The sequence below is a fragment of the Ruegeria sp. CK1 genome (assembly GCF_056536545.1).
The window spans coordinates 493,224-517,498 of record NZ_JBQFPX010000001.1 but is presented as its reverse complement, the minus strand read 5'-3'; the positions used below and the strand labels follow the sequence as shown (position 1 = coordinate 517,498).

General features: G+C 51.7%; 18 protein-coding genes. 11 read left to right on the top strand and 7 right to left on the bottom strand.

Features of this window, described 5'->3' with window-relative positions; translation table 11 throughout:
* The first annotated feature begins 48 nt into the window (after positions 1 to 48).
* Both ACR0L3_RS02560 and ACR0L3_RS02555 read left to right on the top strand, forming a co-directional pair.
* Positions 49 to 1,050, top strand: a complete 1,002-nt coding sequence (locus tag ACR0L3_RS02560) for a nuclear transport factor 2 family protein (protein ID WP_480743383.1) — start codon at positions 49 to 51, stop codon at positions 1,048 to 1,050.
* Positions 1,047 to 1,919: an amidohydrolase family protein gene (locus ACR0L3_RS02555; RefSeq protein WP_480743382.1), complete on the top strand. Its 873-nt coding sequence runs from the start codon at positions 1,047 to 1,049 to the stop codon at positions 1,917 to 1,919. The genes ACR0L3_RS02560 and ACR0L3_RS02555 overlap by 4 nt, the downstream gene beginning before the upstream one ends.
* Before the next feature lie 185 nt (positions 1,920 to 2,104).
* Here ACR0L3_RS02555 and ACR0L3_RS02550 read toward each other — a convergent pair whose 3' ends face one another.
* Complete coding sequence (locus tag ACR0L3_RS02550; protein ID WP_480743380.1) at positions 2,105 to 3,361, bottom strand: glycosyltransferase family 4 protein; 1,257 nt, start codon at positions 3,359 to 3,361, stop codon at positions 2,105 to 2,107.
* Between the two features lie 430 nt (positions 3,362 to 3,791).
* Positions 3,792 to 5,228, bottom strand: a complete 1,437-nt coding sequence (locus ACR0L3_RS02545) for an arylsulfatase (RefSeq protein WP_480743379.1) — start codon at positions 5,226 to 5,228, stop codon at positions 3,792 to 3,794.
* Between the two features lie 253 nt (positions 5,229 to 5,481).
* Here ACR0L3_RS02545 and ACR0L3_RS02540 point away from each other — a divergent pair, with 253 nt between their 5' ends.
* The 3 genes from ACR0L3_RS02540 to ACR0L3_RS02530 all read left to right on the top strand — a co-directional run bounded on the left by ACR0L3_RS02540 (position 5,482) and on the right by ACR0L3_RS02530 (position 9,398).
* The gene (locus tag ACR0L3_RS02540) at positions 5,482 to 7,422 is read left to right on the top strand and encodes a DUF3604 domain-containing protein (RefSeq protein WP_480743378.1); all 1,941 of its coding nucleotides are present in this window, start codon (positions 5,482 to 5,484) and stop codon (positions 7,420 to 7,422) included.
* Between the two features lie 184 nt (positions 7,423 to 7,606).
* A complete protein-coding gene (locus ACR0L3_RS02535; RefSeq protein WP_480743376.1) occupies positions 7,607 to 8,875 on the top strand; it encodes an agmatinase family protein in 1,269 nt (422 codons plus the stop codon).
* Positions 8,865 to 9,398, top strand: coding sequence for a DUF3299 domain-containing protein (locus ACR0L3_RS02530; RefSeq protein WP_480743375.1), 534 nt, complete (start codon positions 8,865 to 8,867; stop codon positions 9,396 to 9,398). The genes ACR0L3_RS02535 and ACR0L3_RS02530 overlap by 11 nt, the downstream gene beginning before the upstream one ends.
* Before the next feature lie 322 nt (positions 9,399 to 9,720).
* Here the strand turns inward: ACR0L3_RS02530 and ACR0L3_RS02525 are convergent, their stop codons facing one another.
* Positions 9,721 to 10,821 carry an adenylate/guanylate cyclase domain-containing protein gene (locus ACR0L3_RS02525; RefSeq protein WP_480743374.1) on the bottom strand — a complete coding sequence of 367 codons (1,101 nt, stop codon included), beginning with the start codon at positions 10,819 to 10,821 and terminating at the stop codon, positions 9,721 to 9,723.
* A gap of 425 nt (positions 10,822 to 11,246) precedes the next feature.
* On the opposite strand from ACR0L3_RS02525, the gene ACR0L3_RS02520 reads away from it, so the two are divergent.
* On the top strand, positions 11,247 to 11,837 hold the full coding sequence (locus ACR0L3_RS02520; protein ID WP_480743373.1) for an SH3 domain-containing protein: 591 nt from the start codon (positions 11,247 to 11,249) through the stop codon (positions 11,835 to 11,837).
* Between the two features lie 148 nt (positions 11,838 to 11,985).
* Here the strand turns inward: ACR0L3_RS02520 and ACR0L3_RS02515 are convergent, their stop codons facing one another.
* Positions 11,986 to 13,290: a CitMHS family transporter gene (locus ACR0L3_RS02515; protein ID WP_480743371.1), complete on the bottom strand. Its 1,305-nt coding sequence runs from the start codon at positions 13,288 to 13,290 to the stop codon at positions 11,986 to 11,988.
* A 542-nt stretch (positions 13,291 to 13,832) separates the two neighbouring features.
* On the opposite strand from ACR0L3_RS02515, the gene ACR0L3_RS02510 reads away from it, so the two are divergent.
* The 3 genes from ACR0L3_RS02510 to ACR0L3_RS02500 all read left to right on the top strand — a co-directional run bounded on the left by ACR0L3_RS02510 (position 13,833) and on the right by ACR0L3_RS02500 (position 17,179).
* Positions 13,833 to 14,120: a YjhX family toxin gene (locus ACR0L3_RS02510; RefSeq protein WP_480743370.1), complete on the top strand. Its 288-nt coding sequence runs from the start codon at positions 13,833 to 13,835 to the stop codon at positions 14,118 to 14,120.
* 13 nt (positions 14,121 to 14,133) lie between these two features.
* The gene (locus tag ACR0L3_RS02505; RefSeq protein WP_480743369.1) at positions 14,134 to 14,598 is read left to right on the top strand and encodes a GNAT family N-acetyltransferase; all 465 of its coding nucleotides are present in this window, start codon (positions 14,134 to 14,136) and stop codon (positions 14,596 to 14,598) included.
* Between the two features lie 643 nt (positions 14,599 to 15,241).
* Entirely contained in the window at positions 15,242 to 17,179 is a 1,938-nt protein-coding gene (locus tag ACR0L3_RS02500; RefSeq protein ID WP_480743367.1) for a DUF3604 domain-containing protein, read from the top strand.
* 310 nt (positions 17,180 to 17,489) lie between these two features.
* Here ACR0L3_RS02500 and ACR0L3_RS02495 read toward each other — a convergent pair whose 3' ends face one another.
* Positions 17,490 to 18,461, bottom strand: coding sequence for an adenylate/guanylate cyclase domain-containing protein (locus tag ACR0L3_RS02495; protein ID WP_480743366.1), 972 nt, complete (start codon positions 18,459 to 18,461; stop codon positions 17,490 to 17,492).
* A gap of 406 nt (positions 18,462 to 18,867) precedes the next feature.
* On the opposite strand from ACR0L3_RS02495, the gene ACR0L3_RS02490 reads away from it, so the two are divergent.
* Positions 18,868 to 21,369 carry a cation:proton antiporter gene (locus ACR0L3_RS02490; protein ID WP_480743364.1) on the top strand — a complete coding sequence of 834 codons (2,502 nt, stop codon included), beginning with the start codon at positions 18,868 to 18,870 and terminating at the stop codon, positions 21,367 to 21,369.
* Between the two features lie 166 nt (positions 21,370 to 21,535).
* Here ACR0L3_RS02490 and ACR0L3_RS02485 read toward each other — a convergent pair whose 3' ends face one another.
* Both ACR0L3_RS02485 and ACR0L3_RS02480 read right to left on the bottom strand, forming a co-directional pair.
* The gene (locus ACR0L3_RS02485; RefSeq protein WP_480743363.1) at positions 21,536 to 22,342 is read right to left on the bottom strand and encodes a phytanoyl-CoA dioxygenase family protein; all 807 of its coding nucleotides are present in this window, start codon (positions 22,340 to 22,342) and stop codon (positions 21,536 to 21,538) included.
* Between the two features lie 4 nt (positions 22,343 to 22,346).
* Positions 22,347 to 23,405, bottom strand: coding sequence for an L-idonate 5-dehydrogenase (locus ACR0L3_RS02480; protein WP_480743361.1), 1,059 nt, complete (start codon positions 23,403 to 23,405; stop codon positions 22,347 to 22,349).
* 69 nt (positions 23,406 to 23,474) lie between these two features.
* Between ACR0L3_RS02480 and ACR0L3_RS02475 the strand changes: the two genes are divergently transcribed.
* Positions 23,475 to 24,242 (top strand): SDR family oxidoreductase, encoded by a 768-nt coding sequence (locus ACR0L3_RS02475; protein WP_480743360.1) that lies wholly within the window; start codon positions 23,475 to 23,477, stop codon positions 24,240 to 24,242.
* Positions 24,243 to 24,275: the final 33 nt, after the last annotated feature.

Genomic DNA, 24,275 nt, shown 5'->3' with positions numbered 1-24,275 from the left:
CAAAACCCGCCAACCACCCGCAAAACCTTGATCACAATGGTAAATACCGTGAATTTTCAAACCGAAAAAAGCCTTGTCTCCGCGTTTCACTCCGCACTGGAATCCGCGACAGAGCAAGAAACCGCCAATGTGCTGAACCAATTCTGCGCCCCTGATCTGTCGTGGCGCGGCTTTCATCCGTTCAACCAGATTACCGGCGCTGAACACGTTGCCCGGCAATTCTGGCAACCGCTTAAAAGCAGCCTGACTCATTTACAGAACCGAGTGGATATTTTCTTTGCCGGTCAAAACTCACTTCGTGACGAGGCGGATGTATGGGTTGTTTCCATGGGGCATTTGATGGGGTTGTTCGATCGAACTTGGTTGGGCATTCGACATACTGGCAAGATGGTCTTCCTGCGCTATTGTGCCTTCTACAAAGTCGCCGGTGACAAGATCGTCGAAACTGCGATGTATTTCGACATACCGCACCTGATGGTTCAGGCCGGACAGAACCCCTTTCCACCGCAAACGGCGGCGCATCTGGTTCAGCCCGGGCCGATGACCCATGACGGTCTGCTGTTGAATGAACAACCTGTCGACGAGGGCGAAAAGACTTTAGCGGTTATCAACGCAATGATTTCGGATCTCGGCCAATGGGACAGCGGGTTATCTATTGAGGATGAACTGGCCCGAACCTGGCATGATGACATGATCTGGTGGGGCCCCGAAGGTATTGGCGCGACCTACACTATCGAACGCTATGCCAAGCAACATTCGGGCCCCTTCCGCGCCGCTTTCACAGACCGAACCAAAACCAGCCATATCTGCCGACTGGCCGAGGGGCATTTCGGTGGTTTCTTCGGCTGGCCCAATTTCACAGCAGTTCCCTCAGGCGGATTTATGGGGATGCCAGCCACAGGCAAGCCCGGTGAATTCAGGGTCATCGATATCTATCGCCGCGCGGGGGACAAACTTGCTGAGAACTGGATTTTCATCGACCTGCTGCATTTCTGGAAGGGACAAGGCGTTGACATTCTGACCCGCACCACGGGGATCGAAACACCATGAGGATTGACGCACACCACCATCTTTGGGACCTCAACGCCGTTCACTATCCTTGGTTAATGGAGACAAGCGCCAAACGTTTCTTCGGTGACCCGACATCAATTCAACGCAATTACCTGCTGCCCGAATTTCGCAAGGATGCCGAAGAACACGGTTTCACCAGTTCTGTCCATATTCAGGTCGGCGCAGCCAATCCCTGGGTTGAGGCGCAATGGGTGCAATCCGTTGCTGACCAGTTCCCGGACTGGTCGTTGGTACAGGTAGCCTTTTGCGACCTGACCGCTGCTGATTTCGAAGATCAGCTTGACCGTCTTGAAACGCTGCCATCTGTGCGCGGTGTTCGTCAAATCATCGGCCGCGCCCCGGGAGAGGATGCAAAAACGGGCACAAACAATCTGCTTGAAAACCCTTGGTTTCTAATGGGCTTAAAAGAATTGGGCCATCGCGGTCTGTCCTTTGACCTTCAACTTCTGCCCGAGCTGATGGAGCAAACCGCAGATGTGCTTGCGGAAGCACCGGAAACTCGGATCGCGCTTTGTCACGCAGGCTCGCCCCACGACCGGTCCGCGTTAGGGATACAGAAATGGGCAGACGCCTTAAAGACATTGTCGAGCCTGCCACAGGTTTATTGCAAGCTCTCCGGCTTAGGGATGTTCGATCATAATTGGAGTGCTGAAAGCGTCGCACCCATCGTTTCAACTTGCTTGTCGCAATTCGGCGCTAATCGCACCATGTTCGGATCGAATTTTCCCGTCGACAGCCTTTCTTCGACATACAAGGATCTTGTTTCTCGCTATCAAGCCCTCATCCCTTTTGCCGATCAAGACGACGTGTTCTGCAATTCCTCGAAACGCTTTTATCGTATCGAATAAGTAGAGAGACAATTAAGCCAATACGCCAAAACTAACGAGAGTCCTCCCTCCCCCCCTCAAGAAAAGTCTGTCTGACAGGACCCCAGCAAGACTTCACCCCGGCCTTGAGCCATTAGCCCAGGCAAGCTGTACAGACCGAGATTGTACTTTTGGAGTTGAAAGCGAGACTACAATCTCGACAAGGATCATGTTGCTGACGAAGCCAATTCCGGCTGAATTGAGAGCAGATCTTCGGCAGCACGTGACCAGGTAAAACTCGTGTGACACCTGTCACGACCCGCTTCAGCAATCGCCTTGCGCCGATCCGCATTTGCCCAGAGATCGGCGACTGCTCTTACAATGGCTTCTGGATCATCCTTGGGCACAACGACACCTGCTCGACCTTCGTCAACAAGCCATGGCATCGCGCCACTTTCACTTACAATGACGGGGACACCGGCCGCCATGGCTTCGACAACGGGTAGCCCGAAAGACTCGTCGACAATAGATGGCAGAACTAAAAGATCAGCAGACGCCAATTGTTTGCGGACTTCTGCAGGGCCAATTTGACCTGTAAACGTTACCCGATCCAATGCACTTGGCGGGAGCGCCGAGAGCAGCATTTGCCGATAGTGGCACTGATAAAGAGGTCGAATCTTCTCGAGCAAAGGATCATTGTTGTTCGGGAGCATGTTCGCGGCAACGCGTGCTCCGACCCCACCGACGAGCGTAAGCCTAGCGTCCGGGAAATCGTGAAGCACACGCGAAAAGGCTTGCACAAGGACGTGCGCGCCTTTCTCCGGGGATACTGCTCCACAAAAAACGATATTTGGCCCGCGTTGTTGCGGCTTTCTCTCAATGTCGAAAAACGTAGAATTCACGCCGTTTCTTATGACGGACACGGGCCGCCCAAGACTCCCCTCGACAGCTTCCGCGATAAACGGGCTGACAGCAGTCACATAATCTGCTTTCATCGCCGCTTTGCGGTAGCCTTGCGTGAGTTCCTGCGGGTAAATGCTTTGATGCAAGTGCAAGACAACGGGCACATTCGGAAGCAACGTTTTGATCGGGCCTACCCGCCAGGCATTGTGTTGAACTAGGACAAGATCCGGCTTCCAATCCATGAGATCACGCGCGACCTCACGACCCCAAAACGGGCTTGCTATACGCGCCGTCGACGTGGTTATGGGATAGCCGCGGTTCAGCAGTTTCAGGAAGCGTCTCGTGCGCCGAAAGACCTTCCGTAACCTGTGGTCTCCCCGCGTTTCGGGAATAAAGCGCAACGATACGCCCGGCAAATCTTGCTCGGAGGTCGCGTTTTGTCGTCCATAGATGGCCACATCAAAGCTGTCGGCCAGTACCGCTGCAAGACCACGTGAGCAGATACCGACAGAAGTTGCGTTGTCCGCTCCGATCTTGTCCAGGTGCTGGGATACAATGCCAATCCGACGTCGTTCAGTCACAATGGTTCTCAGATCAAATTTCTAGTTCTACCAGGTTTACCAGTAGTGAAGGTCGTGCAAGCTATATGAGATTGCAAGACAATTTGGATGAACGCGCATATCAAATACCAGTTTGACCAGATTTTGTTCTGCAGTACTCGCCATTTGTTTCAGGTCCTCTCATTCCCACCTGCAAGCATGCGACCTTTAAACCTTCTCCAAGCAGCCGTTCCGATTTGGGCCGTAAGCCGAAGGGAAATGTGCTGCCAGAAGGATTGTGTCCAGTCGATTTTCGGATGGGATACTGTTCTGCCAATTGACCGCTTTTGGGCTCTGTCCGGCCATTCGCCGCGCGTTGCAAAAACGGCAGCAGTGCGGACTAAGCCGCCGTTCGCTGCTGCGCGGCACGTTTCGTTTGAACGAACGACCAATTTACGGACAAAGCCACCGTTCAGTATTTAGGTGGTTCGTAGGGATCAGGCGTTCCCGGTGGGATTGGAGGGTATTCCTCGAACGTTGCAATGTGTTCCTGCAATTGGGGCAACGCCTTTTCGACCGCCCAAGTGTGTGGGAAAAGTACGCTTTCACGCTCGTGTGGATCATTAAGAAGGTTGTAGACCCTTGGTGTGTCGAAAGACTCCGTCGCGCCAAAAGCCGTTGTGTTCTCTTTGAAAAGAACTTTCCAATCCTTCCATTTGACGCCGAATATCTGCTCGCCCATGTAGACAATCACGCCTTCTCGGTTCGATCTTGGCTGGACGCCCAGAAAGAACTCGGACTGGTCGATGCCATCAAACGCCCGGTCTTCCGGCACTTTGCCGCCTGCAAATGCCGCTAGTGTTGGAAAAAGGTCCATCGAGTGAACAACGTCGTTGCTTTCTGAACCAGCGGGGATTTTCCCCGGCCATTTGATTGCGAACGGCACGCGCATGCTTCCTTCGAGGCTGGTGAACAAAGTGCCGCGCCATGGCCCGGCTGTACCATGTACTGCAGGAACTGGCGAGACGTTGGCGTTCCCAACCGGAAGAGCTTCGGGGCCGTTGTCAGCAGTAAATATCACCACGGTGTCATCGGAAACGCCTGCCGCTTCAATCGCATCAACGATGCGTCCGATATAGCTATCTGTTTGAAGTAGAATGTCAGCCCATACGCCGTTTCCAGTGGCGCCATCAAATTCTTCGGACACGATGTTTGGATAGTGGGTCTGCGTATATGCAAGATAGATGAAGAATGGTGCGTCGTCCCCACTCTTGGCTTCGATGAAATCGATGGCCTTCTTTGTCAGGTCGCCATCTATCTCGCCGCGATACTCCAGATCGTAGTCTCGTGCGATGGTTGCTGGCTCGCCTGCAACACCCTGCATCACCACAGGGTCTTCCATATTTGCTTCTGCAAATCCCGGAAGCGTGCGCCAGACCGTGACATCGGTGGTCTCGACGCCATAGAACTCGTCGAATCCTTGATTCGTTGGATAGCGCCCTTCGGTCCAGCCGAGGTGCCATTTGCCGTACATTGCCGTGTTGTATCCCACATCCTTTAGCATTTCGGCCATCGTGATTTCCCACTGGGTTAAGCCGTAGACGCCTCCTCCCAGTGGGACTGTGTGATTGCCGCTTCGGATGCCATACCGTCCTGTCATGGTCGCTGCACGGGACGGCGTGCACTGGCTTTCCACGTTGAAGTTCGTAAGCCTCAGTCCTTCCGCTGCCAGGGCGTCCATCTCGGGAGTCGCCGTACCGCGGATTATGCCGCCACCGTTAAACCCTGGTTCACCCCAGCCAAAATTATCCATAAATATGAATACGATGTTGGGTTTGTCTTGGGCTGAAGCGACCGTGGAAAAAAGAAGGGTTAAGGTCAGTAGGAGTGTTCGCGATAACCACTTCATAATAACGCCTCCAATCAAGAACACGGGCTCAAGACTGACGAACCAAGTCACCAGTCGTCAAGAACGTCCACTCATTGCGGTACTTTTTCACTGCGGCTCAGCGTCAACATTACGTGCGAAGCGGTGGCCTAGGACTAGTTGAACCTACCCCTAGTTCTTTTGAGCTTATCTAAGAAAAACCTTTGTTTTCCTTGACGAACGGCCGGCACGGATGTTGCCATAGGTTGGCATTCATTGCGGCTGGGAGGTTCAAATGAAGTTTTTTCTGACGACATCGACAGCAATAGTTTCTTCAGCGTTCATATCAAGTTCTTCAAATGCTCAAGAGGCCGCTCAAGGTGGGCAAGTTGGGGAGATGACCATATCGGTTGATGATATGCGTGAACCCGCGCCTGCTGATTTTTCGCCTTATGCAGGTCGAGATTTTCCTACACGTCCGCTGTGGGGTGACACTCACCTGCACACGTCAAATTCGCTCGATGCTCGCGGTTTTGGAGTAATCCTGAGCCCAGACGATGCTTATAGGTTTGCACGTGGTGAGGAAGTCACCACTTCGCACGGCCTCCGTGTTCAGTTGTCGCGCCCCCTCGACTGGCTTGTCGTATCCGATCACTCTGATGCCATGGGCGCCATGAATGAGATCGTTGCAGGGAACTCCACGCTGATGCGCGATCCAACACTGCGAGACTGGAACGAACGCCTCAACGCCGGTGGAGACGTTGCGCTTGGCGCAACAATGGAAGTCATCGAAACCTTTGCTGGCATCACCGGGGATGCGCTTCCCGAAGCTGTTTCAGATCGCAGGTTCGTACAATCCGTTTGGGACGAGTTCACGCAAACCGCGGATCATCACAACGCCCCTGGCACATTCACTGCGTTCATAGGATACGAATGGACGTCCACCGAAGGAGGCAACAACCTGCACCGCAACGTGATCTACCGGGATGACGCCATTCGTGCACGGCAGATGCTGCCATTTACAACCGCAGAAACCTTTAATCCGGAACGGTTGTGGGACTGGATGGAAACGTATGAACAAGAAACGGGCGGTCGTGTGCTGGCCCTTGCCCACAACGGCAACGTCTCCAACGGCCTGATGTTTCCGGTCGAGACCAACCCTGAAACGGGTGAGCCTTTGACAGAAGATTACGCAGAGCGGCGCGCCAAGTGGGAGCCGATGTATGAGATCACGCAAATCAAGGGCGATGGAGAAACTCATCCGTTCTTAAGCCCAAATGATGAGTTCGCAGACTACGAAACCTGGGATAAATCCAACCTCGGCCCGACACCCAAGGAAGACTGGATGCTCCAATACGAGTATGCCCGTGAGGCCTTGAAGAACGGCCTCAAGCTAGAGGCTCAACTAGGCACCAACCCATACAAATTTGGAGTGGTAGGTTCGACCGACAGCCACACGGCTTTGGCAACGGCGGAAGAAGACAATTTCTTTGGCAAACACTCTGGCGTCGAACCAGAGCCCGGTCGTTGGCAGCATGTTGTTGGTGAGTTTGATGCAACAAGAATTCTTGGATGGGAAATGGCGGCCTCGGGTTACGCCGCGGTCTGGGCCGAAAATAACACACGCGAAGCCATATTCGACGCCATGGAACGCAAAGAGGTGTACGGAACAACAGGTAGTCGAATTGCGGTTCGTTTCTTTGGTGGCTGGGACTTTACCGAAGCCGATGCAAGATCTCGGTTGCCCGCCCAAATTGGATACGAAAAAGGTGTTCCGATGGGCGGGGACCTCGCAAAAGCTCCTGCAGGTGCGGACGCCCCAACGTTCCTCATCGCTGCGCTCAAAGATCCGTTTTCCGGCAATCTGGATCGTATTCAGATTGTGAAAGGTTGGCTAAATGCCAACGGCGACACTGAAGAGCGGGTTTATGACGTAACTTGGTCAGGAGACCGAGAACCGGACGCTGACGGCAAACTACCAGCGGTGGGAAATACCGTAGACATCGCCTCGGGTACGTTCACCAATTCGATAGGTTCCCCGGAACTGATCACTGTTTGGTCAGACCCCGAATTCGATCCTTCGACACCTGCTTTCTACTATGCTCGCGTCTTGGAAATTCCCACCCCAAGATGGACAATTTACGATGCCGTTCGGTTCGGGGATGAATTGCCCGCTGACGTGCCCACGTCGACACAGGAACGTGCTTACACTTCGCCAATTTGGTACACACCCTAGGGCTGAGAGTTTCAAGAAATCCAAAACTGTCAGCTCGAAAAGTAACTTTGGACACGGAGGAACACAACCGAGCAAACAACTCACGCTATGACTCAATGCAAAAAACACTGCTGAGCCAAAATTTGCTTCAGCCATAGTTTCGGCAACAGTTTTGGTACAGCCAAAATTCGAGGAGGGACATCCGGTGTATAACAGTCTCCAAACCGCGCTTGCAATTCTGTGCGTTACTTTTGCTGGTTCAGTCTACGCCCAGTATTATGGCCACGAATTCGAAGGTACTCAGGCTCCGATCCGTGAGGGGGAACAACCCGTAATTCCTTTGGACACTGAAGATCCAACTTACAACGCTTGGCGCATCCCGCTGCCAAGTTTTGAAGGAGAGCGTGAAGGACGAGAACCCGGAATTGTTGACCCTCAGCGTTTCTATGGTCAAGGCTTCATGCAGATCCCAACATTTTTGCACCAACCATTAGCATTCACGCCCGGCGATCTTGCAGCCGCTGAAGTAGACGTCGCTATCATGGGCGCATTTACAGATATGGGCGGTGGCGCACGGGGTGCTTCACGCGGGCCAAACGCGGTGCGTAACTCATCTATTTACCTCGGTTATGGAGCGCGGCAACCGCACATGCATGTCATGGTTGATCCGCTGCAGGACATGACAGTCGTCGACTACGGAAATGCCCCGAACGATATGCTGAGCACAGAGCGCACAATACATGCGGTTCGTTCCTTCGTTGGTCAGGCAGCAGCAGTGCAACACGCTGACGGCAGCCATGTGATACCCTTCATTGTTGGAGGCGATCATTCCCTGATGTATCCAAATGTTGCTGCGATGACGGACGTTTACGGAAAGGGTAATGTGGGCGTTGTTCATTTCGATGCACACTACGATGCCGGAAAATATGGCCTTGGGCATTTGATTAACCATGGCATGCCCGTCTACAGGTTGATCGAAGAAGACTTGGTCGAGGGTAAAAACTTCATTCAAGTCGCATTGCGAGGATACTACCCAGACGAAAAAGCATTCGAGTGGATGCGTATGAACGGGTTTCGGTATCATACCATGGCTGAGATCGAGGATCGCGGCTGGGACGCGGTTATGGAAGACGTGATTGCCGAGGCGAACGAAGGGCCGGAGTATATTTATATCTCTTTTGACATCGACACTTTCGACCCAGCGTTTGTACCTGGGACAGGGACGCCTGAACCTGGTGGGCTGATGCCTCGCGAGATTTTCCCAATAATTCGTCGCCTCTGCGCTGAGTCAAATGTCATTGGGTTTGAAATAGTTGAGCTCGCTCCGTTAATGGACCCAACCTACGTGTCAGCCTTGAACGCCAACCGAACAATCAGGGAGTGCCTGACCGGTATTGCGATGCGCAAACAAGGTTTGACCGAACCGGATTACAAGAGCCCGCTTACTGTTTCTCACGGTCAAAATGAAAATTAGACTTCTGGTCTGTTCAGTGGTTCTGGCTTCTGTGGCCGTTTTGTCCGCACATGCCGAGCCACTGGAAATTTCGTGGTCTGATCTTCGAAAGGGTCGCCTAGCAGAGTGCTCTGAATTCTTAGATAGCTACCTGTCAAACCCAAGTTGTTTGCCGAGAGACTTGAGTGATCGCATGCTCTCAATGGAGATAGCCGAGTGCGTACCGGGGAACTCCAGCTTGGAAGGTAATTTCGTACTCATTGCAGGCTACGCTCATCCTGTTGAATTCGAGTTCAAAGACGTAAAGAATTTTTTGTTGATCCCTCCGCTATCTCAGACATGCCGACATCCAACGGCACCTCTTCCCGATCAGGTTATTTCTGTTGAGTATCCAGAAGGCTTCGACATAACAGCGGACCCGGTTTGGGTTACAGGCCAAATTTTCATTCGCCAAAACCAGAGTGAACTCGCGCCTTCCATCTACAGAATTGAAGCCTCTGAAATAAGCATAGCAACTATTCCTGATGTCACAGCTGCCGAATAGAATCATCCGCCAACCGACACATAGCCGGATGCAAACGTTCGCTTCCGTTGAGGATTCATCGGCGTCGTTCTTCTCACTGGCGAATGCGCGAGTGTCGTAAGGTCTGAGATTTGCTAAATGCACACCGGTATCCGAAACATGGACAATTTAGTTAATTCGACCGTTGGATGAACGTCAGTATGAGGCTCAGCCATTGCTAAGGGCCCTAGAGCATACACAATGAGCTCAATCAAAATACTAAAACTTACAAGTTGTTACGAGGTGTCAGGTTCCTGCATTTTGCGATGAAACCAAATATAAACACAACACTGACTCAAAGCTCTCATTCGACGAGAGAAAACAATTCGATTGGACGCGCAAGGCCCCGAACTTCGTGAAACCCACAAGGGGAAAACAGATCAGTGGAGGCGTCAGCAATCGCTGATGTCGCCAGCACTCTACGGCCAATAGATTTAGTCAAACCCTCAATTCGACTGGCAACATTCACTGCGCCCCCGAGAACTGTGAAATCAAGTCGACCAGGGCTGCCGATGTTGCCATAGCTGACTTGTCCAACATTGATCCCGATCCCAACGTCCAAAGACGGCTTTTTCGCTTCAACGCGGCGACGGTTGAGGACCGTCAAACCGGCCAATACACTTTGTGCGGCTTGCGCAGCCTTTCGGCATCGGTCGGCGTGATCAGCCTGAGTTGCGATCGTGAAGATCGAGAGAATTCCATCCCCCATAAACTTGAGAACATCGCCGTCATTATCTTCCACAGACTGAACAACCAGATCAAAGTAACCGCTCAGCGCGTCAAACACATCTTCCTCGGGTGCGACTTCTGAAAGCGCCGTAAACCCTCGTAAATCAGAAAACATGACGACTGCGTCAAGGGTCGTTCGCTCGCCTCGCTTGATCCGCCCGTTCCATACGGCGTCGGAGGGCCCATCGCCAAGATATGTGCGTAGTAGCCCCTTGGCTGACTTGCGCATCGTGACAGGTTCCATTGCGGAGGACAGAGCAGGCAGCGCTGCCTCAATCATTTCCAGATGTTGTGGTGAAAAGCCTTCTGGTTCCTGCGTGACAAATGTGCAGCCGTGCAGAGATCCGTCGCCATAATACATCAGAGTCGCATAGTAATCTGTGCCACCTAACCCAGCGAATTCAAGATACGATGAATGCTCAGTCTTTGGATCCAGTTGTCGCAGACTTTTGTGAAGCGGCTTTCTGTGCTCCAGAATGTACTCAAATGAGCTGCCAACATACCCTTCTGTTAACATAGTTTCATGAGTTACGTCGTAGCTATCGGTCCCATCAGGTGTCCAAACGACACCCCATGCAATGAGTAGTGGATTGGCGAAGCGCTGACCTATGTTGACCCGCCAGAGCGGCACACCCTCGTCAATTAAGGATGAGCAGAAATGAGAAACTACTTTCACGGGGTCGCCTGAGCGGCGCCCTTCAGTAATCATCCAGTCGGTTAGTTGCGCTACGCAGGCCATGTTCTAAAACTAGTCGCTTGAGCAAGATGATCAAAGAACCTTGGCTCTATTTTGAGCTGTCTAATTCCAACCTGCTTCTCAACGCGCCAAAGGCAGTTCATTCAGGTTGCGGTCTAGAAGAGGTTTGTACCCACTATTCGTCAAAAATACGCTGTTAAGAATGTCCTTTATGGGCTGAGTTCAACCACATGCAGGCGCAATAACAGTTTCTTACAGCGAAGTCGGCTTTGGGCTCGGTGCAGTCATTTGTTCGATTCACCTGAGCGTGCGAAGCCGGCAACCCAACTATTCTCGACGCATTGACTGTTTGTTGAAGCAGATTTGTAGTAAAATGAAACCATAACAATGGCGTGGATTTTCAAATGCGATTTTTTTCACTCTCTATTGCGGCTCTGTTTTCTCTCTTCTCTTTGGTGACCTTGGCCAACGCGCAAACCCAAGGGTTTACGACGACTACCGTGCACATGCGAGCGGGACCCGGAACTGGTTATCCGGTGGTCGCGACCCTTCCGCAGGATGCGACCATTGAGATATATGGCTGTCAGGTCGGTTACAGTTGGTGTGATACGTCTTGGAATGCGGCTCGTGGTTGGATTTCCAGCAATTATATTCTGACTGAAGACAATGGGCAGAAGAAAGTTATGAATCCTGTGGTCGCAGCTGCGTTAGGCATCGCGATAGTGGAATTCAGCCAAGCCTATTGGGACAACTACTACCAAGACTATCCTTGGTTTGCTTATTGGAACCGCTACTACCACCCATACCACCCCGCGCCAGGACCATACTGCTACCACGCACCTCAGGACCCTGCGTGCCATTATGGGTACCCTTACCCCAACAGATTCTATCAGCCTGACCCGTACAATCATTACCACCCGAATTCCCACGGGCACTCACATCACCATCAAAATCATGGTGGAGGGCATGGGCATCATCACTACCATCACCACTGAGCTGCGCCGATCAGAGGCGTAGGGGGGGGACGCAAGTACAGCCCTAAGGTCAACAAGCAGTAGATTTTGCTCGCGATTTGGATCGTCCCTCAGGTCAAACTTTGCCGACAAACGGATACCCAACCTTGCTTGGGACTAAGGCACGTCATCAATATAGGCCTACTATAAAGCCGACACCAAAGACTGCGATTGAGAACAGCCACAATGGAAGCAACGAGTAACGAATATGCTGCCCCATGCTTGCACCGGCCAATCCCAGTGCTAACCAAAGAGCGGGGGAAAACGGGCTGATGAATGTGCCAATGATATTACCGATGAGCATGGCATAGACAATGCTTTCGGTCGGAACACCAGTGGGCTCAACAACTTCCAGCATTACAGGCATTAAACCAAAATAAAAGGCATCTGTGCTGAGCACCAACTCAAGTGGGGCGCCGATCAGCCCAACCCAAATATGCAATTGTGGCACGACGCTTTCAGGGAGGATTTCGACCAACTGCTCGGCCATAACGCGAAGCATTCCCGTGCCGTCCATCAGACCCAAAAACGCCCCGGCCGCAAAGATAATCGTGGCCATAGTAAGCGCCGACGGCGCATGAGCCTTCATCCTGTTTATTTGGCTGTCCACGTCGCGGTAATTGATCAAAAGCAACAGCGAAAGCGAGATCATGAAAAGAAACGCGGGCGGCAATAAACCCAAAACGAGCGCTACTACTGTAGCTAAAAACAGCCCGCCGTTGACAAGAATGAGTTGAGGGCGTTCCAGGGCCAATTCTTCGTCTGTCACCTTCAAGGCGTATTGCGCCATGCTTCCTGTCGGAACGGCCATTCCTGCTGTCCGAGCCATTAAGCGTTTTTCGCGGACCCCCATTAAAACCGCAAATCCGGCCAAAAGGCCCAGTCCTATGATCTGTATCGGTATCAGCGGGTGCCACAGCGCGGTCAGGTCAATGCCCGACACAGCCGACGCCCGACCCAATGGACCAGCCCATGGCAGCATGTTCGCCAGACCCGCACCCAAGCACAGCATCATCAACATAAGATACCGGTTCATGCCCAGTCCGACGTAAAGTGGTAGCAGTGCTGGAACAGTAAGAAGAAATGTTGTTGCACCAGCACCGTCAAGGTGGGCCAGAGCTCCTACCATCGCGGTGGCAACAGTAATTGCAACCGCGTTGCCCTTGGTCACGCCAATGATCCAATTGATAATTGGACGAAACAGCCCTGTGTCTTGCAAAATTCCAAAGAACAGGATCGCAAAGATAAACATCGTAGCGACAGGCGCCACGCGGAGTAGACCTGAATTGAAGAATTCAGACAGATCCGCAGGACCAAAACCTGCCAATATCGCTCCAGCAAGTGGAAATAATATCAGAGCAATGACGGGTGTTACTCGGCCAGTAAGGAGGGACACCACAACCAGCACAATTGTCGCTAATCCTATAAATGCCATTTTGCCTCAACCTTGTAATTCAAGAGGTGACATAGAAAACGGGTGTAGGTTTTTGGTCAAGTCATCGCGCGTTTTGAAATTTTAGTGAAGAAGATGAGTTTTCGGCTCAGACCAATCCATGGTGCTTTGCAATTGCCCACGTGAAGGGATCGGTCGCATTGCAAAATGCAGCAAGCTTGATCCGTTCACTTTGGACTTGTTGCATTCACCAGACGCATTTCGTCAAGTGCCCAGTCGTGTTAACCACCAGATCAAAGCTAGACCTTCGGCCGCGACACTGGGCTGAAACGACTGCTTCCTGACGAAACCGGACGCTCAACGAAACACTTTAAGCTTATTCTCTGTGGACTTCGCAGCCGTTTGATGAACTTTTTTGAATGTTTGCTTGCGAATTGCCACAGTTAGCACTAGCAAGCGGTCACGCGCTGCACTGAAGCAGAGCGATGGAGATTTTATGTCTACGATTGCGGCCCGCCGCTAAGGTCCCTCAAACCGGACCAACTTGAACCACGAGACTCCCGTGCGTGATGCCGGGAGGGGTTTTGGCTGACATAACATCAAGAGAAAATCCATTGAATATCTCAAGACACGAACAGCGTGTTTTGCTCGTGCTTGCGCAAGGTGGAGCCATCCACTTTGAGCGCATGACTAACGGCAAAATTCGCGAAATCTCCTGCTTCACGCGCGACGGTCATGTTTTGGCTGAGTGCTCGCTGAAGCTTTTTGAGCGCCTAAAAAGGCGGCGGTTCATCAAATCCGAAAATGGACGCCCATATCGCGCCACTCGGCTCGGCATTCGCTCCGTGAACCCGCAATACGACAACCGGTAAGGGTCACCAAAAAATGACAAACCCAAACATCAAATCAACGACTTCAGACGATATTCCGGGTCTCCAGATTGTATTGGATGGCACAAAGCTGTTTCCAAGCAATTTGCTTCCCGAAATGCTCGCACCGGCCTTGGAGGGCAAAACAGAAGCCTTCTGGCTCACATGTTTGCTCGCCGGGGAACCTGTCGGCTTTTGTTATACGGTCCCCGAAGAACTGGCAGATGGCACCTGGAACATGCTCGCGCTCGCCGTGCGCCCGGACTTGCAGGGCAAGCGTTTTGGGACGGCATTAATAAGTTGTGCCGAACGGTGCCTGATAGACAATGGCCAGCGCATCTTAATCGCGGACACTTCAGGCACCGACGACTTTGCGCTGGTGCGAAAGTTCTATGTCAAAAATGGCTATATGGAAGAGGCGCGCATCCGCGACTTTTGGGCAGACGGCGACGACAAGGTGATATTCCGAAAAGCTCTCTAACATAAAAAGCCCTATGCCGTTCTAATGGCAAAGGGCATCCAAAGCTGACATTGGCATGCGTCGCACCATCTGGTGGAATGTGCTCAATGCGATCGTTTTCTGCATCGTGCGTTAACGACCGCTTTGCGGACATAGCAACCGTTGACCGACTTCGGATGCCATTGGTATGAATTGACCTCAATTTGATCCGCCTTACACATCATCCACTGCGAGGAAGACAGATTTGCATCCGCTTTGGCAGCACACAAAGGACGGGAAACTAAAAAACCGACTCGCAATAACGGTTGCCATAACATTCATTGTTTTCGTTTGCTTTATACCTTTTCTCGAAAATGACGTTGTGCGTCTTTTGGTCATGCCAACTATCAGTGTTGTTTTTTCCGGTTCACTATTCTTGCTTGTCGCTTTGCGGATAGGTTCACTTTTTTTCCGACATCAGGTTTAGAAAAATTGAATAAACCTGCCGTGCAGCGGTGGTCGTCGACCGCGTTGCTCTGGGCTCAACACGGTCATCTGAATGTCGTTGTCAGTCTGTTTGGGGGTGGACAGCAAACCCAACGTTAGAAAGCGTCCAAGTCTGCCTTTTGGAATTACGAGACATTCAATCTTAGCCGCATGAAAAACTCATTTGCGGAAATGTGGTATGATATCTCCAATTATGGAGGAAAAGTTGTTTCACTATGTTGTGTTGGTCGCTTTCATTATGGGGAGCCCAGTCTTTGCTCAGGACGCAATAAACCCTTCTGAGCTTTCCGGGCCTTCTGGTCGCCCCTATTCACCTTACGCTGAACGTGCGTATCCAACTCAAGTCTTTTTTGGAGATACCCACGTTCATACTGGGCTGTCCGGTGACGCCGGTGGAGGTGGCACGCGCCTCATGCCGCATGACGCCTATCGTTTTGCGCGTGGCGAGGAGGTCATCTCTAACACGGGTCAACCTGTAAAACTGTCAAGGCCTCTCGACTTCTTCATGATCACAGATCACTCCGATGCGATGGGCGCTATCACCGACATCATTGGGGGAGCCCCAAATATCTTGGCGGATGAGCAAGGTAGATATTTCCATGAAGAATTCAACAAAGGCGGCGAAGCCGCTCTGGCTGCTGCGCTAGAGCTTACCGCGGCATTTGCTCAAGGACAGGTTTCCCCTGCACTGAACTATCAACCGGGCAATCCCGCGTACGCCCGCGTTTGGGACGACATTATCGACGCCGCAGAGCAGTACAATGACCCCGGCGTGTTCAGCACCTTTATCGCCTATGAATGGACGTCTCTCGTTGCAGGGAACAATTTGCACCGAAACGTTATTTTTCGAGACGGCCCTGAACGCACGCGACAGGTACTGCCTTACACCACGACTCCACCCGTAGGCTCACCTAACCCTCGTGACCTTTGGGCTTGGTTGGAGAACTACGAGGTAACCACTGGTGGGCGTGTGCTTGCGATCCCGCACAACGGAAACTTATCGAACGGCTGGATGTTCCCGCTAGTTGACGACTTCGCGGATGCGGTACCGTTAGATCCCGCATATGCAGAAGCCCGGAACAAATGGGAAAGACTGTACGAACCTACACAGATAAAGGGAGATGGCGAGGCCCACCCGTTTTTGTCTCCAGACGATGAGTTTGCAGACTTTGAAACGTGGGATTACGGCAATCTGGATGCTTCGGTTCCGAAAGAGCCGGAAATGTTGCCCGGCGAATATGCGCGATCCGGGCTACTGCGAGGCCTATCTTTAGAAAAGACTTTGGGAGTAAACCCATTCAAGTTTGGCCTGGGAGGAGCCAGTGACACGCACACAGGTTTGACGGCTCCTGACAACGACAATTTTTTCGGGAAATTTGCCGGTTACGAGCCCAGCGAAGAGCGCAGCCAACATGTCAGCAAAACATACGTTGACGGGACTGTTGCGCTGCGTTCGTCGCAATACATTACTGGCGGTCTCACAGCTGTATGGGCCGAGGAGAATTCCCGCGAAGCCATCTGGGATGCAATGCATCGGCGTGAAATCTACGCAACAACAGGGCCCCGTATGCGCGTCCGTATGTTCGGGGGCTATGGTTTCATCGAAGAGGATGCCTTGCGGCGGGACTTGGCGCTAGTAGGTTACACCAAAGGTGTTCCGATGGGTGGTGATCTTGGTCGTGGAGAAGTGGCACCTTCCTTTCTAGTTTATGCGCTCCGTGATCCAATGGGAGCAAACCTTGATCGCATTCAAATCATTAAAGGTTGGCTGGATACTGATGGTCAGCAACAGGAAAAGGTTTACAATGTAGCTTGGTCCGGAGTACGTGAACCAGATGCCTCTGGTAGGTTGCCATCCGTAGGCACCACAGTTGACCTTTCGATCCCCTCATGGACCAACACAATAGGCGCCTCTGAGTTGGGTACAGTGTGGCAGGATCCTGATTTTGATCCGTCGGAAAGCGCATTTTACTACGCCCGGGTGATCGAAGTTCCAACACCCCGCTGGACGGCCTATGATGCTGCGAAGTTTGGAATAGAAATGCCGGATGACGTTCAAATGACAACACAGGAGCGCGCTTACACTTCCCCAATTTGGTACACGCCTGAGCAATAAATCTGCTTTAAAAGCAGTGCTGCTGTGCTCCGTAAGCGGTCACACATTACGTCGAACATTCTAAGTATTTTCAATCTTCAAAAGAGGTTGAAAGAAAAGTCATTGCGCATCGATGTCTAGCAGTTTGAGGCAGTCGTAAAGTCGTCATAGACGCTGAATCAGGGCAAGCAACACGTAACGAGTCCCAAAGGTGATGAAGTTTACCGCTACTCGGATCAGACATTTGACGATAAGTCACAAACTGCATCTGCGTTAGGAAACCTTCCGCGGCAAGCCTAACAGGATTCTATCCAGTCTCGCCTTATGCATCTTAGCGCCAATCAAGACGATAAAGCTGATGGTGACCCTTAAGGCCTTTAAGTTGCTTCGGCGCTTTGGCTGTAAAACGAAACTCAGCCCTTCCGCCAAGCATCGACTTTGTTGCTTCTGATATCAGTATTTCAGCTGCGGCACTTGCAGCAGTAATACGTGAAGCCTTGTTGACCACTGTGCCAAAGAAGTCGCCGCGCGATTGAACCACATCTCCCGTGTGAATGCCTATTCGCAATCCCAAATGGGGTTCTTTTGATGCAGACGCATTCATCTTTTGCATCGCAACGGCAGCGTGAAGCGCCTCCCCTGCTGAAGAAAAAATAGACAGTGTCCCGTCCCCCAAAGATTTGACGAATTGGCCATGATGCGTTCGGATAACTTCTGCTAACGTCTGGAAATGACTTTCGATTACTTTCGACCAGCGAAGGTCGCCTAATGTCTCTGCCAATGCGGTACTGCCCTCAATATCGGTAAAAAGGACCGACGCCAGACCCTCCGTTTGGATCAGGTCCGGCCCGTCTTCTCTCGCCGCATCAACCAATTTTTGGATCGCCAACTGTTCTTTGCCCACAACTTCAGTATTGGGCGTCGGCACCGAAGCGTGTCGGTTGACTATTTTCCACGCCGCACCTTCCAGAACAAAAATCAGAACCGTGCGATAAATAACTGCGTCATCAAATCCAACAAATTGAATTTTATGAACAAAGGACGACCAGCCTGCTTCCCCGTTTTCAAAGGCTTCTGCTTCAAGTTCTTCAAAGACTAATGGCGCTGGAATTTCCGCAAAAAAACCACTGATGCCTTCACGAACGGCCTCGCCGCTCCAATATTCGTCATCACCTGTTCCGATAAAGCGCAGCTCATTGGCCAACGAAAGAAAATCCTTCAGTTCTTGAGTATTCTCCTTGGTTCTGAGGATCTCGTACCAACGTCGTGAAACAGACAACAGTTCAGGTGAAGAACGTATCATGGGTAAGCGCCCGAAACTGTATTTCGCTCATTTTGTCGAATACTTTTCAAATTCATCTCCATGCATCGACACTTTTCGACCAACGCTTGTTCATTCAATCAATAGCCTTCGCATTGCATCAAATGAGGTGGATCCACGACCTTGGCAGTATAGTCGGTTTTTTGAAGAATTCAGATTGTAGTATGAAATTTTGGACAAACCGGCGTTTCAGTAACTGCGCGGGCATCGGCGTAGGTCAAGTTCGACCAAATCGGTCTCGCGCCACCCAGATTTAACAAGATGTTTATGGTGTAACCCATTGCCATGTGATTTTTTTGTTTTGAATAAGGTGCATACCGTGGCCATTTGGTAGCCATGCTGCGACACTATTCAAATGTCGTAGCTCATGTTTGTTCAGAGAAGTGCCATGGATATTGTTCTAGTAACTACAGTAGTGGCATCGCTCTTTGTGGTTATAGGCCTCGCTGAGCCGGTTGCAGCGCGCCTTCGCATTCCATACAGCGTCGTTCTCGCGGTTCTTGGCATCGTTATCGGTGTGGCCGCGACCTTTTTCCTTCAAACTGATCTCACGGAGGTGATGAACCCGGTAGCAGAAGCGATCCTCGGGTTTCCAATCCGTGCGAACGTGTTTCTCTACATATTTCTGCCCACGCTGCTCTTTCAGGCAACGCTGGGGATGAACTTGCGGCGTATGATGGATGACTGGGTTCCGATACTCGTCCTGGCTATCGTCGCGGTCTTTGTAGCGACTTTCACTGTTGGGTTCGCTCTCGCCGCCGTAAGTTCGCTCCCTGTCGTAGCTTGTCTCCTGTTAGGCGCAATCATTTCGACGACCGACCCTTCGGCCGTCGTCAGTATCTTTCGGTCGATTGCCGCTCCGCAAAGGTTGGCGCGAATAATCGAAGGCGAAAGCCTTCTCAACGATGCCGCTGCTATCGCCTTGTTTGGGCTTTTTATCGGATTTGTCATGGTTGGCGCTCCGGATCCCAAGCCTCAGGACGCCCTTATCCAGTTTCCAGTGCTTTTGGTTGGAGGTGCCGTTACAGGCTGGGTACTGGCACGCGCAAGCCTTTGGTTGATGAACTTGATTGAAGGTTTCGAACTCGCACAAATCTCAATCTCCATTGCCTTACCGTATTTGGCATATGTCATCGCAGAGCAGAGTATCGGCGCATCCGGCGTAATCGCGGTTGTTGTGTCTGGGATAACTTTGAATTTATCCGCACCCGGACGTTTAACACCCCAAGCATGGGCCGGCCTGTCGGATGTGTGGGGCGTTCTTGCGCATTGGGCCGGGGCGTTGATCTTTATCTTGGCGGCGCTTCTCATACCCCGTTTGCTAAGTGGTGTTCAGTGGACGGACTTTGGATTGATCCTTGTCGTGATAGTCGCAGCGGTTGCGGCACGCGTTTTCATTCTGTTCGGCTTTTTACCATTCTTGACACTCATACGTGTTTCTCCGCCAGTCGAGCGTCCGTTTCGCTATGCAATTCTTTGGGGCGGCATGCGCGGTGCCGTGACACTGGCACTGGCGCTGGCAGTAACAGAAAACAATCAGGTCGCGGCAGAGACACAACGCGCAGTTGGCATACTCGCAACGGGTTTCACTCTATTCACCTTGATCGTCCAGGGACCGACCCTTCGGCCATTTATCCGTCGTCTTGGCCTTGATGAGCTGTCATCAGTAGACGAAGCGCTATCTCGGCAGGTTGTCGCAGTGTCACTGCAGACGGTTCGAGAAGACGTTAAAAAGACAACGTCGAGTTACGAGCTAAACCCAGAAATCATCCGATCTGAAGCGGTTCAATTCGGAAAGAGGCTGGATGCAGAAGTGCGCTCAGCCGAAGAACGTAAAGATATTCTCGACCGAGACCGTGTTACTCTGGGTCTCATTGCATTGGCTGGTGCGGAACGAAATTTTGTCCTGAGCCACATGCGCGACAGATCCCTTTCAACGCGGCTTGCCGAACGGGCACTATTGGACATCGATCGCCTAATTGAAGCTACACGATTGAAAGGGCGTACAGGATATTTGCGTGCGGCACGTCAAACGGTGGACTATGGGCGCTTCTTTCGAATTGCCGCATTTTTGAACGACAGGCTTCGGTTACGAACACCTCTTGCCCGAGTGACAGCACACCGTTTTGAAGTATTACTCGCCCAACGTCTTGTGCTGAGAGACGTTTACCGCTTCGTTGATCAACGAATTCGCCGGATACATGGGCGCAGGGTAGCGGGAATTTTAAGGGAGCTCATTGATCGGCGAACGGAATACGTCGACACCGCCCTTGATGGTCTTCAGCTACAATATCCCGGTTTCGCGGAAGAGGTTCAGCGTCGTTTTATCCGACGAATTGCATTGCGGCTTGAAGAGCGGGAATACACCGAGATGTACGACGAAGGTCTCATAGGTGCCGAACTGTATTCAGTTCTTCTCAATGACGTGTCCGCGAAGCGTTCAAAAGCGGAAGAGCGTCCAATGATCGACATTGCGCCCCGGGCCGCTGAGCTTGTGAAACAGTTGCCAGTATTCTCTGACGTCGATCCTGCCAGACTTAAAAGGCTCGTTCGCGCCTTGAAAACACGCTACGTAGAGGCAGGCGAGATCGTCATCCAAAAGAACGCGCCCGCTCGAAGCGTGTATTTCATTGCCTCTGGCGCAGTTGAGCTAGAGATGGGCGGTCAAAGCTGGCGACTGGGCCGAGGTGACATATTTGGGCAGGCTGAATTGTTATTGCGCCAAAGGCGCAGGGCCTCTGTCCGCGCGATAGTACCCTCTACGCTTTTGGTGCTGGACGAGGAAAAGTTTCGCAGGCTTGTGCGACGCAGCAAATCGTTGCGTGAAGCGGTGATTTCAAGCGCAGCAAACCAAGGTGTTGAGTTGGAACGGCTTTTTGAACCGAAATGATTTCCGATCTCTGCTGTAACCCACAACGCCGTTGATTGACTGAAATAGAAACACAAGATCACCCCTGATGGCGTCGAATACTTCTTGGCAACCGGAATATATTGATTCCTGTTTAGCTAACGAGCCAATGGTCTCCTTCACAGATCGAGAAAGCCATGCTCAGGGTCTACACTCCGGCAAATAGTATTTGTTTTTTGCGGTCTGCATCCCTTTGACACAAATCGAAATCGTTCTCATGCAAAAAGCCCTCAGGGGAGGGTGCAACTAAAAAATGTCCAAAATCATCACGCCCTGCGACGAGCGCAACCAAAGTTTTCACGCCGTTTTTCTGCTTCATTGAGGGCTTTATGAAACGCAACGCCGCACCAATGCGTCTGTCGTCTGTGTTATTGGGCCCTGATGCGTGAAAGAGATGTCCGTGATGCATGGAAGCCTGCCCCGCACGCAATTCCGCAGCGACTACATCTTGTTCGTTCACATCAACTGCGATTTCCTGCCCACGTGATAACAGATTGTTTTCGCTGAAAGTATCCACGTGTGGTACGATACGGCTTTTATGGCTGCCGGGAACGAACTTCATACAACCGCTTTGCTCGGAAGCTTCCGAGATCGCAACCCAGCAGGTAACTTCCTCTGCGTCGTCCAATCCCCAATAGGTTAGGTCCTGATGCCAGGAAACGATCTTTGTAGATCGAGCTTCTTTGACGAACAATGCTCCGCTCCAAACCATTAGGTCAGGTCCCAATACCGTTGAAGCAACCTCAATCAGTTTTGGATTGCGAAGAAGTGCATCGAATGAAGGTATTAACCTGTCCGGATAAGAATATAGCAGCTTCAGTTTCTCTGGGTCGTCTTTTAGAATACGCTCCGCTTCCTCAAAATCATCGCGCAATGCCCGGGTCTCGTTGTCTGTTAGGATGTCCAGCGGCGCTACGAAACCATCTCGTTCATAGGCCTCCGCAATGTCAGGCATGCGACTATCCATTTTCACTATCCTTGAAATTCAACTGCACTTTCATTGATCGACTTCGGTCAGACGCGATCTCGAACGCTGCTACTGCCTCCTGTACATCAAAGGAATGCGTCACCAACTGATCGACGTTGATTAGTCCACTTTGCATCATCTGTACCGCAACTAAAAATTCAGAATGAAAACGGAAAGACCCGCGGACTGTTATTTCTTTTGCCGTCATTGCCTGCATAGGGACAGTCATGTCTCCGCCCAGACCGAGCTGAACCAAGGTTCCGCCGGGTCGTAAACATGCAATGCCGGATGCCAGAGCGGTCTGGGCACCGGAGCATTCAAAATGTATGTCAATTTGGCCCTTACCTTTTTCATACCGCTCCAGGTTTTGCGGTTCGTCTTTGGTATTGATTACATGGTCTGCCCCACAGTCTGACGCAAAACCCAAAGTCCGATCAGAGATATCCGTCGCTATTATTTTAGCCGCCCCAGACCGCCTTGCGGCTAAGATAGTAAGGCATCCGATCGGGCCACACCCAGTGACTAAAACTGTCTTTCCGACTAAGCTTCCTGCTTGCTTGATCGCGTGTAGACAGACCGCCAAAGGTTCCGCCATGGCGGCCTGCGCCGGGCTTAACCCGTCGGCTGGAACGCACTGACTGGCCTTGACCAAAAGCTTGCTCTGAAAAGCACCTTGGATATGAGGGAACGGCATCGCGCTGCCATAAAATTTCATATCGACACAGTGATTTTGCTGCCCATTCAGACAATAAAAACAAGACTCGCAAGCCCGTGACGGAGAAACTGCAACCAGTTGGCCAATGGACAGCCCGGCAACACTTTCTCCGGTTTGCAGGACTTCGCCGGCAACTTCATGACCAAGTACCATGGGTTCACGCAACCTAATCGCTCCGAAGCCGCCATGGTTAAAATAGTGCAGGTCGGAACCACAAATCCCACCTGCTCTCATTTCAATCAAAACTTCATCTGGGCCGATGTCGCGCACGTCTCGAGTTTCTAACCTCAAATCCTTCGCGGCGTGAACAACAACCGCGACATTGGCTGACGACATTGAACGATCTCCTCTATACAGATTGCCAAAAGATACGGATAGTCGGCCTCGACAACAAAGGGATATTGCATGGCACTTGAATTATTTGACTTAAAAGGAACTCGGGCACTTGTTACGGGCTCCAGTCAAGGAATTGGACTTGCGTTGGCTCGAGGCTTGGCTGCCGCCGGTGCGCAGATCGTTTTAAACGGACGCGACACCGCAAAACTATCCGCATCTGCTTCCGCGTTGAAAGAGACCGGTGCTTCTGTTTATGAAGTGCCGTTCGATGCGACCGATCACGAAGGTGTACGATCCGCTGTCGACGACTTTGAAGAAAAGGTCGGTCCGATAGACATCTTGATCAACAACGCGGGAATGCAACACAGGACCGAGTTGCAGGATTTCCCCGCTGATGCTTTTGAACGGCTGCTGCAAACAAACGTAGCGTCCGTCTTTCACGTTGGTCAGGCGGTAGCCCGACACATGATCGAACGAAAGTCAGGCAAAATCATTAACATTGCATCGGTTCAATCCGCGTTAGCCAGACCAGGTATTGCGCCTTACACGGCGACAAAAGGTGCCGTGACCAACCTTACAAAAGGAATGGCAACTGATTGGGCCAAGTATGGTCTTAACTGCAATGCCATTGCGCCTGGATATTTCGATACGCCTTTGAATGCAGCCTTGGTTGCCGATCCAGAATTCAGTTCATGGCTTGAGAAACGTACTCCAGCCGGTCGTTGGGGCAATGTGGAAGAACTCGTCGGTGCCGCGATATTCCTTGCTTCGCCTGCGTCCAGTTTCGTCAATGGGCACACTCTTTATGTCGATGGTGGAATAACGGCGTCACTCTGATCTGGAGCTTTCAATCGTGTGCATAGTCCGGCT

Excerpts from the sequence above, each read along its gene's own strand:
- ACR0L3_RS02555 (WP_480743382.1), top strand. The coding sequence starts at position 1,047 with ATGAGGATTGACGCACACCACCATCTTTGGGACCTCAACGCCGTTCAC.
- ACR0L3_RS02545 (WP_480743379.1), bottom strand. The coding sequence starts at position 5,228 with ATGAAGTGGTTATCGCGAACACTCCTACTGACCTTAACCCTTCTTTTT.
- ACR0L3_RS02540 (WP_480743378.1), top strand. The coding sequence starts at position 5,482 with ATGAAGTTTTTTCTGACGACATCGACAGCAATAGTTTCTTCAGCGTTC.
- ACR0L3_RS02530 (WP_480743375.1), top strand. The coding sequence starts at position 8,865 with ATGAAAATTAGACTTCTGGTCTGTTCAGTGGTTCTGGCTTCTGTGGCC.
- ACR0L3_RS02520 (WP_480743373.1), top strand. The coding sequence starts at position 11,247 with ATGCGATTTTTTTCACTCTCTATTGCGGCTCTGTTTTCTCTCTTCTCT.
- ACR0L3_RS02515 (WP_480743371.1), bottom strand. The coding sequence starts at position 13,290 with ATGGCATTTATAGGATTAGCGACAATTGTGCTGGTTGTGGTGTCCCTC.
- ACR0L3_RS02505 (WP_480743369.1), top strand. The coding sequence starts at position 14,134 with ATGACAAACCCAAACATCAAATCAACGACTTCAGACGATATTCCGGGT.
- ACR0L3_RS02500 (WP_480743367.1), top strand. The coding sequence starts at position 15,242 with ATGATATCTCCAATTATGGAGGAAAAGTTGTTTCACTATGTTGTGTTG.
- ACR0L3_RS02495 (WP_480743366.1), bottom strand. The coding sequence starts at position 18,461 with ATGATACGTTCTTCACCTGAACTGTTGTCTGTTTCACGACGTTGGTAC.
- ACR0L3_RS02490 (WP_480743364.1), top strand. The coding sequence starts at position 18,868 with ATGGATATTGTTCTAGTAACTACAGTAGTGGCATCGCTCTTTGTGGTT.
- ACR0L3_RS02485 (WP_480743363.1), bottom strand. The coding sequence starts at position 22,342 with ATGCCTGACATTGCGGAGGCCTATGAACGAGATGGTTTCGTAGCGCCG.
- ACR0L3_RS02480 (WP_480743361.1), bottom strand. The coding sequence starts at position 23,405 with ATGTCGTCAGCCAATGTCGCGGTTGTTGTTCACGCCGCGAAGGATTTG.
- ACR0L3_RS02475 (WP_480743360.1), top strand. The coding sequence starts at position 23,475 with ATGGCACTTGAATTATTTGACTTAAAAGGAACTCGGGCACTTGTTACG.